Source organism: Kitasatospora sp. NBC_00458 (genome assembly GCF_036013975.1).
Classification (GTDB): domain Bacteria; phylum Actinomycetota; class Actinomycetes; order Streptomycetales; family Streptomycetaceae; genus Kitasatospora.
In genome coordinates this window covers 1,606,682-1,619,824 of the sequence record NZ_CP107904.1, presented here as the reverse complement: position 1 = coordinate 1,619,824, position 13,143 = coordinate 1,606,682, and the positions used below count along the sequence as shown (strand labels likewise).

11 protein-coding genes and 1 pseudogene are annotated in these 13,143 nt (G+C 74.1%); 6 read left to right on the top strand and 6 right to left on the bottom strand.

Annotation, left to right across the window (positions count from 1 at the left end):
* Positions 1-536: 536 nt before the first annotated feature.
* On the top strand, positions 537-755 hold the full coding sequence (locus OG550_RS05700; RefSeq protein WP_327675200.1) for a ferredoxin: 219 nt from the start codon (positions 537-539) through the stop codon (positions 753-755).
* 90 nt (positions 756-845) lie between these two features.
* Entirely contained in the window at positions 846-2,051 is a 1,206-nt protein-coding gene (locus OG550_RS05695; protein WP_327675198.1) for a cytochrome P450, read from the top strand.
* Between the two features lie 54 nt (positions 2,052-2,105).
* On the opposite strand, the gene OG550_RS05690 is transcribed toward OG550_RS05695, so the two are convergent.
* Together OG550_RS05690 and OG550_RS05685 are read right to left on the bottom strand one after the other, a co-directional pair.
* Positions 2,106-2,606: a transposase gene (locus tag OG550_RS05690; RefSeq protein WP_327675196.1), complete on the bottom strand. Its 501-nt coding sequence runs from the start codon at positions 2,604-2,606 to the stop codon at positions 2,106-2,108.
* A gap of 12 nt (positions 2,607-2,618) precedes the next feature.
* Positions 2,619-3,428 carry a helix-turn-helix domain-containing protein gene (locus tag OG550_RS05685; protein ID WP_327675194.1) on the bottom strand — a complete coding sequence of 270 codons (810 nt, stop codon included), beginning with the start codon at positions 3,426-3,428 and terminating at the stop codon, positions 2,619-2,621.
* A 253-nt stretch (positions 3,429-3,681) separates the two neighbouring features.
* Between OG550_RS05685 and OG550_RS05680 the strand changes: the two genes are divergently transcribed.
* Together OG550_RS05680 and OG550_RS05675 are read left to right on the top strand one after the other, a co-directional pair.
* Entirely contained in the window at positions 3,682-4,647 is a 966-nt protein-coding gene (locus OG550_RS05680; RefSeq protein WP_327675192.1) for an ATP-binding cassette domain-containing protein, read from the top strand.
* Positions 4,644-5,429, top strand: a complete 786-nt coding sequence (locus tag OG550_RS05675; RefSeq protein WP_327675190.1) for an ABC transporter permease — start codon at positions 4,644-4,646, stop codon at positions 5,427-5,429. The genes OG550_RS05680 and OG550_RS05675 overlap by 4 nt, the downstream gene beginning before the upstream one ends.
* A 260-nt stretch (positions 5,430-5,689) precedes the next feature.
* Here OG550_RS05675 and OG550_RS05670 read toward each other — a convergent pair whose 3' ends face one another.
* From OG550_RS05670 to OG550_RS05660, 3 genes and pseudogenes are all read right to left on the bottom strand, one after another.
* Positions 5,690-6,040, bottom strand: coding sequence for a cupin domain-containing protein (locus tag OG550_RS05670; RefSeq protein WP_327675188.1), 351 nt, complete (start codon positions 6,038-6,040; stop codon positions 5,690-5,692).
* 97 nt (positions 6,041-6,137) lie between these two features.
* A complete protein-coding gene (locus OG550_RS05665) occupies positions 6,138-7,532 on the bottom strand; it encodes an NAD(P)/FAD-dependent oxidoreductase (RefSeq protein WP_327675187.1) in 1,395 nt (464 codons plus the stop codon).
* Between the two features lie 283 nt (positions 7,533-7,815).
* A pseudogene (locus OG550_RS05660) lies at positions 7,816-8,517 on the bottom strand (TetR/AcrR family transcriptional regulator); the annotation flags it as partial.
* Positions 8,518-8,689: 172 nt separating this feature from the next.
* Between OG550_RS05660 and OG550_RS05655 the strand changes: the two are divergent.
* Together OG550_RS05655 and OG550_RS05650 are read left to right on the top strand one after the other, a co-directional pair.
* The gene (locus OG550_RS05655) at positions 8,690-10,252 is read left to right on the top strand and encodes an APC family permease (protein WP_327675183.1); all 1,563 of its coding nucleotides are present in this window, start codon (positions 8,690-8,692) and stop codon (positions 10,250-10,252) included.
* A gap of 120 nt (positions 10,253-10,372) precedes the next feature.
* Positions 10,373-12,010, top strand: coding sequence for an amidohydrolase (locus OG550_RS05650; RefSeq protein WP_327675181.1), 1,638 nt, complete (start codon positions 10,373-10,375; stop codon positions 12,008-12,010).
* A 114-nt stretch (positions 12,011-12,124) separates the two neighbouring features.
* Here OG550_RS05650 and OG550_RS05645 read toward each other — a convergent pair whose 3' ends face one another.
* Positions 12,125-13,066, bottom strand: coding sequence for a Vgb family protein (locus OG550_RS05645; RefSeq protein WP_327675179.1), 942 nt, complete (start codon positions 13,064-13,066; stop codon positions 12,125-12,127).
* Between the last annotated feature and the right edge of the window lie 77 nt (positions 13,067-13,143).

The window sequence follows — 13,143 nt, the reverse complement described above, 5'->3', positions numbered from 1 at the left end:
AAGGGGCCGATCGGCCGGACGCTCGCCCGGCAGACCGCCGAGTTGCCGGCCCGCGAGACCGGGCGGGACGCCCGGACGGTGCTGGTCCGGCCGGAACTGGTCGAGGTCGCCTTCGACGGCCTCCGGCGCCGCCCCCGCTGCCCCGCCGGGCCGGCCCTACGGGGCAGCCCCCGGCTACCCCACAGGGCAGCCCCCCCGCTACCCCGCCGGGCCGGCCCTGCGGTTCGCCCGGGTGGTGCACTGCCGGCCGGACAAGAGCGCCGCCGAGGCCGAAACGGCCTCCTCCGTACGGGAGTTGGCCACCACCGAAGGCTTGCGGGGCCGTCCGCGAGGCCGGGTCCGCCGACCCGTCCGGCGAGGTACCGCGGGTTGAAACGCACTGCGCCGCAACGGGGTTCACGCACAGGGACCGAATCAGCCATTCTCGATCCGGCCACCGTACCCCTCCGTGAACGGACCAGCGATGGCTAGGTTGACCGTGACAACGAGAGGCGGCCGCCGGGCGGCCGGCGCCGCCCTGGCGAAAGGTGCCCGACATGCAGGTGAGCGTCGACAGGGACCGTTGCTGCAGCTCCGGCATGTGCGTGATGAACGCCCCCGCGGTCTTCGAACAGGACGACCGGGACAGTCTCGTGATGCTCCGTCAGACCGACGTGCTGCCCGAGCAGTTCGACGACGTCATTCTCGCCTCCGAGCTCTGCCCGGGCCGGGCGATCACCGTCACCGGGGACGAGCCCGCGCGGACCGGGGCCTGACGGACCCCCGCCACCGGCCCGCAGGCCGCCGGGAACCCTCCCGGGCCCCGAACCCCACGAGAACACCCGCGACGTGAGGAGACCCACGCCTTGACCACCGCATCCACCGCCCCCGTCCTCCCGGTGCCGGCCCGGCACTCCGGCGGCTGCCCGTTCGGCCCGCCGCCCGCGTACGCCGAGGCCGCCGCCACCGGGCCGGTGACCAGGGCCGAGCTGCCCGACGGCGACCTCTGCTGGCTGGTCACCGGCTTCGCCGAGGTGCGCACCGTGCTGTCCGACCGCCGGTTCAGTGCCGACATACGCCACCCGGCCTTCCCGCTGCTGATCGCCGGCGCTCGCGAGCTGATCACCGACAATCCGGACTTCCTGCGGCTCGACGACCCCGAGCACGCCCGCCAGCGCCGCATGCTCACCGGGGAATTCCTGGTCAAGCGGGTGGAGGCGCTGCGCCCGGAGATCCAGCGGATCGTGGACGGGGCACTGGACCGGATGACCGCCGGCCGGACCACGGCCGACCTGGTCACCGACTTCGCGCTGCCGGTGCCCTCGCTGGTGATCTGCCTGCTGCTCGGTGTGCCGTACGAGGACCACGACCGCTTCCAGAGCCTGAGCCGCACGATGCTCAGCCAGGAGAGCACCGTGGAGCAGCTCCGGGAGGCCCAGGAAGGGGTCCTGGACTACCTGCGCGACCTGACGGCCCGCAAGCGCGAACAGCCGGAGGACGACGTCCTCAGCCGGCTCGCGGCGCGGGACGACCTGACCCCGGACGAAGCGGCCGCCATGGGCGTGCTGCTGCTGGTCGCCGGGCACGAGACGACCGCGAGCATGATCGCGCTGTCGACCGCGCTGCTGCTGGAGCACCCCGAGCAGATCCCCGGCCTGGCCGACCCGGCCACCCTGCCGGGCGCGGTGGAGGAGCTGTTGCGGCTGCTGACCATCGTGCACACCGGCCTGCCCCGGGTGGCGCTGGAGGACGTGGAGCTGGGCGGCGTCACCGTCCGGGCCGGGGAGGGCGTGATGGCGATGCTCTCCACCGCCAACCGGGACGAGGCGGTGTTCGGCGGCGCCGGCCATCGGGCGACGGACGAGCTGGACCTGGACCGGGACGCCCGGCGGCACCTGGCGTTCGGCTTCGGCGTGCACCAGTGCCTGGGCCAGCCGCTGGCCCGCGCCGAACTCCAGATCGCCCTGGAGACGCTGTTCCGCCGGCTGCCGGGGCTGCGGCTGGCCGGCGAGCGCGGGTTCCGTACCGAGTCGTTCATCTACGGGATGCGGTCACTGCCCGTGACCTGGTGAGCGGGGCCCGATGGAGGACTCCCGCCGGAGTACCGGGCGGAGCTCTCCGGGCGATCATGTGCGGAGCCGGACGACGGGAGCGGCTGCGGTGACGGTGCCGAGCCAGACGTATCCGCGCCTGTCGTACCCGTGCTCGTCGTACCCGTGTTCGTCGTACCGGGTTGCGACCGCTCGGGCGTGCTTGAGCTCGTCGACGGCCCGTTCGACGGTGTTGCGCTTCCTGTACCGCTTCTCATCGAAGGCCGGCGGGCACCCGCCGCGTGAGCCTTCGCGCAGGCGGGCGGCCTGACTGCCCGCCTTCTCCGGGATCGTGTGCCGGATGCCGCGCCTGCGCAGGTGGGCGCGGCACGGGCCGTTGCCGCAGGCCTTGTCGGCGGCCACGCTGCCGGGCGTCCTCCGTGGCCCGCCCGGCCCTGTCCGCGGGACACGGATCCTCTCCGGTACCGGCTCGAACTGCGTGCAGTCCGCCCGCTGCCCCGGCGCGACGACCGGGGACAGCGGGCGGCACCGGCCGTCCGCGCTCGGGTGGACCCTGCCGGTGAACCCGCCCCGCACAGCAGGTGGTGGTCACATGACCGGCCGGACGGCTCCGCCGTGCTCCGGGTCGCGGTCCCCCTGTGCGGCGGCGGCGCCGTCACCGTCGTCCGGTGCCGGTGCCGGTGCCGCGGGGGTCGTGGAGTGGAGGATCTCGCGGGCCTGTTCGGCGGCGCGGGCGGTGCTCTCGGCGACGTAGTCGAGGAAGCGGGCGATGTTCTCCAGGCGGGTGGCGGCCGGGGTCCGGGGGCCGAGGACCCCGACGCCCTGTCGCGCGATGTCGACGATGTGGGCGGTGGAGCGGGCGGCGGACATCATCGACTGGTACCAGATGTCGTCGTCGACGACGTAGCGCTCGCGCCGCCGTTCGTCGCGTTCCCGGCGGACGAGTCCCTGGCTGTCGAGGAACGTGATCGCCTTGGAGACGGACGCCGGGCTGACCTGGAGGCGCTGGGCGAGTTCGGACGCCGTGAGGCTGCCGGTGTCGGTGAGGGTGAGGCAGGACATCACCCGGGACATCATCTTGGGCATGCCCGACGCCATGAGGACGGTGGTGAAGAGCTCCTCGTACTCGCGCACCGCCTCGGGGTCGCGCCCGTGGGCCTGCGGGGGCGTCTGCGCTCCCCGGGGCGAGGTCTGCGGGCGCCGGTGGCTGCGGCGTTCGGTGGCCCGGTGGGCCAGGTCGGCGCGGTAGGTGGTGGGGCCGCCGTTGCGCATGACCTCGCGGGTGACGGTCGAGGTGGGGCGGTCGAGGCGTCGGGCGATCTCCGCGTAGGCGAGGCCGTCGGCCAGTCCCACCGCGATCTGCTGACGTTCCTGCTGGGTGAGCCTGCCTCCCGGCATCGGGGTCTCCTTCGTGGTCCGTGGTGCCGCCAGCATAGCGTTCATCGCCATTTCATTGCAACGACTACAAGGCCGTCAGTTGCGTTTGGCTTCAATCCTTTGCAACGATTGAAGCCATCTGACCTGCAGTTATGGTGTTTTTCTGCAATGAACTTCTTGCTGAGACTTGGAAAGCAACGTAGCTTTTCCGCTGTCAGAAACGACGAGCCCAGCCCCGCCACCCCGCACACCCGAGCACGGAGGAACACCCACCATGACCGACCTGGCCATCGCGGCGAACGGGCTGCGCAAGTCCTACGGCGACAAGACCGTTCTCGACGGCGTCGACCTGGCCGTTCCCGAAGGCACGATCTTCTCCCTGCTCGGTCCGAACGGCGCCGGCAAGACCACCGTCGTCAAGATCCTCTCCACCCTCGTCACCGCCGACGCCGGCACCCTGCGCATCGGCGGCCACGACCCGGCCACCGACCCCCGGGCGGTCCGCGCCGCGATCGGCGTCACCGGCCAGTTCTCCGCCGTCGACGGCCTGATCACCGGCGAGGAGAACATGCTCCTCATGGCGGACCTGCACCACCTGTCCAAGCGCGAGGGCCGGCGGGTGACCGCCGAACTCCTGGAGCGCTTCGACCTGGTGGACGCCGCGAAGAAGCCCGCCTCCACCTACTCCGGCGGCATGAAGCGCCGCCTGGACATCGCCATGACCCTGGTCGGCGGGCCGCGGATCATCTTCCTCGACGAGCCCACCACCGGCCTCGACCCCCGCTCCCGCCACACCATGTGGGGCGTCATCCGCGGACTCGTCGCCGACGGCGTCACCGTCCTCCTCACCACGCAGTACCTCGAAGAGGCCGACGAGCTCGCCGACCGCATCGCCGTCCTCCACAACGGCACGATCGCCGCCGAGGGCACCGCCGACGAACTCAAGCGGCTCGTCCCCGGCGGCCACGTCCGGCTCCGCTTCACCGACCCCACCGCCTACCGCTCCGCCGCCTCCGCCCTCCACGACGCCACCCGCCACGACGAGGCGCTCGCCCTGCAACTCCCCGGCGACGGCAGCCAGCGCGCTCTGCGCGCCGTCCTCGACCGGCTCGACTCGGCGGGCATCGAGGCGGACGAACTGACCGTCCACACCCCCGACCTCGACGACGTCTTCTTCGCCCTCACCGCCGACACCACCCCCGCCGCCGTCCCGCAGCAGAGCACGGAGAACGCCCGATGAGCACCTTCGCCCTGGCCGCCCGCGACTCCGCCACCATGCTGCGGCGCAACCTCCTGCACGTGCGCCGCTACCCGTCCCTGACGCTCAACCTGCTGCTCACCCCGGTCATGCTGCTGCTGCTCTTCGTCTACGTCTTCGGTGACACGATGAGCGCCGGCCTCGGCGGGGGCGGCCGCTCCGCGTACGTGGCCTACATCGTTCCGGGGCTGTTGCTGATGACGGTCGGGAGCACCGTGGTCGGTACGGCGGTGTCGGTGTCCACGGACATGTCGGAGGGGGTGATCGCCCGTTTCCGGACCATGGCGATCCACCGTCCCTCGGTGCTCGTGGGGCACGTGGCGGGCAGTGTGCTGCGCTCGGTGGCGGGTGTGGTCCTGGTGGGCGCGGTCGGTGTGGCGGTCGGGTTCCGGTCCGTCGGTGCGAGCGCCCTGGAGTGGCTGGCGGCGTTCGGGCTGCTGGTGCTCTTCGCGCTGGCGCTCACCTGGATCGCCGTCGGCATGGGGCTGGTCAGTCCGAACGCCGAGGCGGCGGGCAACAGCGCGATGCCGCTGATCCTGCTGCCGCTGCTGTCCAGCGCGTTCGTCCCGGTCGACTCCATGCCGGGCTGGTTCCAGCCGGTCGCCGAGTACCAGCCGTTCACGCCCGCCATCGAGACCCTGCGCGGCCTGCTCCTGGGCACCGGGATCGGCCACAGCGGGTGGCTCGCCCTCGCCTGGTGCCTCGGCCTCGCACTCCTCGGCTACCGCTGGTCCACCGCCACCTTCGACCGCGACCCGAAGTAGCCCCCCCGTGAGGCCACCCGCCCACCCCCCCCGGGGCGGCGCCGTCCGACACCGCGTCGGTGGGCGCCGCCCCGTCGGTGTCCGGCGTCCGGCGCCCGGTCCCCGGTCCCCGGTCCCCGGCGGCGGTGGCGGGAACGGTCGCGGGAACGGCGACGGAGGCGGGAACGCCCCCGGCCGTCACCCCGGCGAGCAGTGCGGGGGAGACGGCCGGGGGCGTTCGGGCCGGACCGCGGCGGAGCCGCCGGCCGGGCGCCGGGGACTCAGGCGCTGAGCGTGATGCTGTACGCCTTGCGCAGCGTCTCGTGGACCGTCCAGGTGGTGCGGTCGCCCTCGTGGAGGATCGCGGCGTCGCCGGGGCCGACGTGGAGGGTCGGGCCGTTCTCGAACTCGATGGTGGCCCGGCCGCTGATCACCACGAACAGCTCCTCCGCCTCGGTGTCGGTCACGACGCCGGGGGTGATCTGCCAGATCCCCTGGATCCGGCGGCCGTCGGCGGACTCCCGGAGGACCTTGCCGGTGATCTGCGGGGTGCCCGAGACGATCTGCGCCGGGTCGAGGGGCTCGACCTCCAGGTCGGCGTCGGGGATGTTCACGGCGAAGCTGGCGGTCATGGGGTGCTTCCTTGGTGGCGAGGGTGCGGGTGGCGGAGCCTTGGCGGCCGGGTCGGCCGGGTCGGCCGGGTCGGACGTGCGGGACGGGTCGGGCGGGTCAGCTGTCGAAGCCCAGACCGAGGCGGTCCAGGCTCCTGAGCCAGAGGTTGCGGTGGCCCGCGCGCTCGTCGGCCCTGGCCAGGGACCACTTGGTCAGGCCGATGCCGGCCCAGCGCATCGGCTCGGGCGGGAAGGGTAGCGGCTTGCGCCGCACCATCTCCAGTCCGGTCCGCTCGGTGGGCGTCCCGGCCAGCAGGTCGAGCATCACCTCGGCCCCGAAGCGGGTGGCGCCGACGCCGAGGCCGGTGAAGCCCGCGGTGTACGCGACCCGCCCGTGGTGGGAGAGGTCGAAGAAGGCGGAGAAGCGGGTGCAGGTGTCGATGGCGCCGCCCCAGGCGTGGGTGAAGCGCACGCCCTCCAGCTGCGGGAAGGTGCGGGCGAAGTGCCGGGCGAGGGTGGCGAAGGTCTGCGGGCGCTGGTCGTGCTCGGCGCGCACCCGCCCGCGGTAGTGGTACACCGCGTCGAAGCCGCCCCACAGGATGCGGTTGTCGGCGGAGAGCCGGACGTAGTGGAACCGGTTGGCGGAGTCGGCGAACCCCTGCCGGTTGCGCCAGCCGACGGCGGCGAGCTGCTCGTCGGTGAGCGGCTCGGTCATCAGGGCGTAGTCGTAGACCGGCACGGTGTACGGGCGGTGGCGCCGGAGGAGCGACGGGAAGGCGTTGGTCGCGAGGGCGACCCGCCGGGCGAGCACCCGGCCGTACGCGGTGCGCACCGCGACGCCGGAGCCGGACTCGGCGAGGGAGAGGGCGCGGGTGTTCTCGTGGATCCGCACGCCGAGGTCCAGGCAGGCCCGCTTGAGTCCCCAGGCGAGGCGCGCCGGGTCGACCATGGCGACGCCGTCGCGGTCCCAGGCGGCGCCGAGGAAGGTCGGGGAGTCGATCTCGGCGCGGACGGCGTCGGTGTCGAGCAGGGTGAGGCCGGTGCCGTGGCGGGCGGCGAGGGCGGCGTACTCGCGCAGCTCGTCGAGCTGGTGCGGCTCGGTCGCGACGGTCATCGACCCGGACCGCCGCCAGTCGCAGTCGATGCGGTGGCGGGTGAGGGTGTCCTCGATGGCCTGGAGGTTCTCGGCGCCGAGGCGCTCCAGGCGGGTGAGCTCGCCGGGCCAGCGCTGGTGGCCGTTGCCCAGGCCGTGGGTGAGGCTGGCCTCGCAGAAGCCGCCGTTGCGCCCGGACGCGGCCCAGCCGACCTCGTGCCCCTCGACCAGGACGACGTCGAGCGAGGGGTCGCGCTCCTTGGCGATCAGGGCGGTCCAGAGGCCGGCGTAGCCGCCGCCGACCACCAGCAGGTCGCACCGGGTGGGGCCGGTCAGGGCGGGGAGCGGCCGGGGGCGGTCGGGGGCGTCCAGCCAGAAGGGAGTGGGCAGGGCGTCCTGGAGGGCGTGGACGGGGTCCATGGGGAACTCCTCTGGTGCTGGGAGGGGGGTGGGGCCTCCGGTTCCCGCCATGAGACCTCGGGCCCGCTCTTAGGTCAAGAGCGTTGACATAAGCCTCGCGGACCGCCCGCACCCCCTCCGACGTCGGCTTCTACGCCGCTCCCGGGCCCGCACCGGGCCGGGGACCGGCGCTGCCGCCTCCGCTGCCACCGCCGCCCTTGTCGTCCCGTCCGCCCGTGCTCCCGCCCGTCCGGCCCCTGCTCCTGCCGCCCCCGCCCGCACCGCCGCCCGCACCGCCGCCCCCGCCCGCCGCGGCCAGTCGGGCCGCCGCCGCCTCCAGCAGCAGCTCCAACGCGAACGGGTACCCGCTGCGCCGCATGTCGAGGGCCAGCAGCCCGGCGGTCGCGGCGATGTTCGGGTGGGTGGCGGCGTCCAGCCGCCCGTACTGGGCCTGCCAGACCTCCAGGTCGGCGGTCTGCGCCGCGGGCGGCAGGGCCAGCGCCGCCGCGTCGAGCGCCGCGAATGCGAGACCCTGGTCGACGAAGGCGTGGTAGATCCGGACCGCTTCGAGGTCCGGGAAGCCGGCCCCGCGCAGCACGCCGAGGATCCGCTCGACGGCCCGCACCTCGTGCTCGCGCCCGGTGGTCCGGTGGGCGGCCAGTATCGCGGCCTGCGGGTGGGCCTGGTACGAGGCGTGCAGGCGCAGACCGATCTCACGGAGGTCGGCGCGCCAGTCGCCGGTGGGCGTCCAGCCCTTCTGGGCGCGGCCGACGAACTCGTCGGCCAGGGCCAGCAGCAGGTCGTCGGTGCTGTGGAAGTACCGGTAGATCGCGCTGGGGTCGGCGCCGAGGGCGGCACCGAGGCGGCGGACGGTCAGCGCCTCGGCGCCGTGCCGCCCGACCAGCCGCAACGTGGTCTCGACGATCAACTGCTCGGACAGGACGACGCCCTGCTTGGTGGGTCTTCTGCGCCGCCGCTGCGGCTCGGGGACAACTCGCTCGGCCATGGCCGGAGCTTATGACAACGGCATTGACGTGTGAATGGACCCGGAGGTTTCATGGCTCGCCAACCGGCCGTTCGGCCGAGTCCCCCACGATCAAGGCGGTGATCCTTTGGCCGGTACGTCCAAGGACACGGGTAACGGTCCGAGAAGCGGCGCCCCCGGCGCCCCCGCGGCGATGCGCCGCTCCATCGGCATCGGCGGCAGTGTCACCATCGCGGCGACCACCACCGCGGCCACCACGAGCATCGGCATCGGGCTCGGTCTGACGGCCGGCGTCGTCGGCCTGCACCTGCCGGCCATCATGCTGCTGGCCTTCCTCCCGGTGCTCTGCATCGCCGGCGCCTACGGACGGCTCAACCGGGTCGAGCCGGACGCGGGGAGCAGCTACAGCTGGATCGGCCGCACCCTCAACCCCTGGCTCGGCTTCCTCTCCGGCTGGGTCAACACCCTCGGCACCATCGTCTTCATGGCCTACACGACGACGGTGACCGGCTCGGCGCTCGTCCAGCTGGCCGACCAGGCCGGCGTGCGCAGCGTGGCCGGGCTGCGGCTCGACCCGGACTCCACCCTCCAGTGCACCCTGATCGGCCTGGTCGTCCTGATCGGCGCCGCCCTCGTCGCGGTGCGCGGACTGGACCTCGCGGCCCGGCTGCAGAAGTACCTCCTGGTCTTCGAGTACGCGGTGCTGCTGGTCTTCTGCTTCTGGGGCCTGTTCGCCGGGGACCAGCCGTTCTCCCTCCAGTGGTTCAACCCCTTCGACATCCCGTCGGCCGAGGCGCTCGCCCAGGGGATGGTGCTCGCGGTGTTCTGCTACTGGGGCTTCGAGTCGGTCTTCAGCGTCGGCGAGGAGGTCCGCGAGCCGCGCGAGGCGTCCCGTGCCGGATTCATCGCGCTGGCCATGATGCTCGCGCTGTTCCTGCTCGCCGGTACCGCCTTCCAGCGGGTGCTGCCCCTGGAGGAGCTGGCCGACAACGGCGCCCAGGGCCTGACGTACTTCGGCGAGAAGCTCGCCGACCAGCCGCTCGCGGCGCTCCCGCTGATCGCCCTCACCTTCTCGGCGATCGCCTCGCTCCAGGCGTCCGTCATCCCGACCGCCCGCGGGATGTACGCGATGGGGCGCGACGGCACGCTCGGCCCGGTCTGGATGCGGCTGCACCCCAAGCACGGGACCCCTGCCGTCGCCACCCTGCTGATCACCGCGATCGCCGTGGTGCTCGCCCTGCTGTCGGTGGGCATCCCGGTCGTCGGCGACCTGATCTCGGCCGCGGTCAACGCGATCGGCATCGTCGTGGCGCTCTCGTACGCGCTCACGGCGATCGCCGCCGCCGTCCGCTTCCGGCACCTGCTGCGGACCGCTCCGCTGGAGGGGCTGCGCGCGGTCGTGGCCCCGCTGGTCGGCGCGGCCGTCCTGCTGGCCGTCGGCGGGTACCTGGTCCGGACGTTCTACGTCTCCGCCGACCACTTCGAGGCGACCCCCGACAACGGCTGGTTCAACCTGCTGGTGCCCGGGCTGATGATCGGCTCCGGACTGGTCGCCGCCGCCTGGTCCCGCTGGTACCGCCGCTCCCCGTACTTCTTCCCGGAGTCCGCCGGGGCCGGCGGCGCCGACGCCGGGGCGCACCACCCGGTCGGCGACGTGGTCGAGGTCACCGTCCCCGCCGCCCCCGGAAGCCCCGCCGCTCCCGGCAGCCCCGCGGCCCCCACCGTGCCGGCCGCCCCCGCCGACCCCGCCGCCTGATCCGTCCGGCGGCCCGCGGCGGCCCGCGGCGGATCGCCGGGCCGCCGTCCGCGGGCCGCCGCGCCCCACCCCGGCCGGACACCTCCCGGCCCGTCCCGCACCCGACTTGGAGCACCACCCATGACCAAGGCCGATCTGCTCTTCACCCACGGACCCGTCCACACCGGCGACCCCGCCCGCACCCGAGCGACCAGCCTCGCCGTCACCGGCGAGCGCATCACGGCCGTCGGCCACGACGAGGTGCGCGAGCTGATCGGACCGGCGACCGAGGTGGTCGACCTGACCGGCAAGCTGCTGCTGCCCGGGTTCCAGGACGCGCACATCCACGCCGTCTCCGGCGGCCAGGAACTCGCCGAGTGCGACCTCACCGGCACGGTCGGCGTCGAGGACTACCTGCTGCGGGTGCGCGAGTACGCCGAGGCGCACCCGGACCGGCCCTGGATCACCGGCAGCGGCTGGTCCCTGGAGAGCTTCGAGGGCGGCCTGCCCGACCGCCGGCTCCTCGACTCCGTCGTCCCCGACCGGCCCGTCTACCTGACCAACCGGGACCACCACGGCGCCTGGGTCAACAGCCGCGCGCTCGAACTGGCCGGCGTCGACCGGACCACCCCGGACCCGGCCGACGGACGGATCGAGCGGGACGCCGACGGCGTCCCGACCGGCGTCCTCCAGGAGGGCGCCACCGGGCTGGTCGCCAGGCTCGTCCCGGCCCAGACCGCCGCCGACCGGCTGGCCGGCCTGCTGAGGGCGCAGCGGCTGCTGCACTCCCTCGGTATCACCGGCTGGCAGGACGCCCTGCTCGGCGTCTTCAACGGCCAGCCCGACCCGTCCGACGCCTACCGCACCGCCGACCTCGACGGCTCGCTGACCGCCCGGGTCACCGGCGCGCTCTGGTGGGAGCGCGACCGGGGCGCCGAGCAGATCCCCGAACTGGTCGCCCGCCGTGCGGAACTGGCCGGAGGGCGGTTCCGGGCCACGGCCGTCAAGATCATGCAGGACGGCATCGCGGAGAACTTCACCGCCGCCATGACCAGCCCGTACCTCGACGGCTGCGGCTGCGCCACCGGCAACAGCGGCCTGAGCTTCGTCGACCCCGCCGAGCTGCGCTCGCACGTCACCGCACTCGACGCGCTCGACTTCCAGGTGCACTTCCACGCGCTCGGCGACCGCGCGGTGCGCGAGGCGCTGGACGCCGTCGAGGCCGCCCGCGCCGCCAACGGCCGGCGCGGCACCCGGCACCACCTCGCCCACCTCCAGGTCGTCCACCCGGACGACCTGACCCGGTTCGCCCGGCTCGGCGCGATCGCCAACATCCAGCCGCTGTGGGCCGCCCACGAGCCGCAGATGGACGAGCTGACCATCCCCTTCCTCGGCCCCGAACGCGCCGCCTGGCAGTACCCGTTCGGCGCGCTGCAGCGGGCCGGTGCCACCCTCGCGGCGGGCAGCGACTGGCCGGTGAGCAGCCCGGACCCGATCGCCGGGATCCACGTGGCCGTCAACCGGATGGAGCCGGAGGCGACCGACGGCCGGGTCTTCCTCCCCGAGCAGCGGCTCGACCTCGCGTCCGCCGTCGCCGCGTACACGGCGGGCACGGCCCACGTGAACGGTCACGACGACGCCGGAAGCCTGCGGGCCGGACACCTCGCCGACCTGGTCGTCCTCGACCGCGACGTCTTCACGGCCCCGGCCGAGGAGATCGCCCGGGCCCGGGTCCTGCGGACGTACGTCGGCGGGAAGCTGGTCCACGCGGCGGAGTGATCCCGCCCCCATGACCGCCCCCCTGCGAGGGCGGCGCCGACGGCGCCCGGACGCGATCCGTCCGGGCGCCGTCCTCGTCTCGCGTCGCCGGGTGCCCTCCGGGGCCCCTTCGGCCTACGGGGCCCGCGGGACGGTCGGCGCAGGCGGGACGACCGGTGCCGGCGGGACGACCGCCACCCCGCTCAGGGCCCGGAAGTCCCCGCCCGAGGCGATCACCTGCTGCTCGCCGCTCACCCGGTCGACCCGGAAGAGGACCCGGATCCCGTCCAGCGCCTCGTTGTCGGTGATCAGCAGACTGCCGTCGGCCTCGATCGCGAGCGAAGCCGGCGCGGCGAACCCGCCGCCGGAGGCCACCACGCTCTGCGCGCCGGTCACCGGGTCCACCCGGATCACTCCGCCGCCGAAGCCGTCGAACGCGTCGGCGTCGACCACCAGGATGCCGCCGTACCCGTCGACCGCCACGTCCACGGGGCTGCGCAGCTCACCGCCCTCCGTCACCGTCGCCCGTGCGCCGCTGACCGGGTCGATCCGCACCACCCGGGCGGCGTGGTCGTGTTCGGCGGCGGCACCGGCCTGTTCGACGACCAGGACCGAGCCGTCCGGAGCCACGCAGATGCCGGCCGGCCGCTGCGGCGGGTTGTCGACGGCGTCGCCCGGCGCCAGCACGCCCTGCCCACCGGTGGCCGGGTCGACCCGGACGACGGCACCGGGGCCGGTGGCGAAGAGGTCGGCGACCAGGACGCCGCCGCCCGCCTCGACGGCCACACCGGCCGGACCGGCGAACCGGCCGTCGGCCGACACCTCCGTCTGCTTCCCGGAGCGCGCCGAGATCCGCACCAGGCTGCCGCCGCCCGGGAAGGGCCGGTCCCTGGTCACCAGGACGTCGCCGCCCGCCTCGACGGCGATCCCGGTCGCCCCCCGGAGGTCGCCGGCCACCGAGAGCAGGCGCACCGCACCGGTCGCGGGGTCGACACGGAACACCGCCCCGGCGCAGCTGAAGGCCTGTGAGTCGCTGAGCAGGATCGTGCCGGCGGGGAGCGGTTCCTGGACGGTCATGACGACTCCTGGGGAGGGGAAGAGGGGACCACCGTCACCTAACCCCACGCCCCGCGACCGCCGCCCGAGCCGCCCCT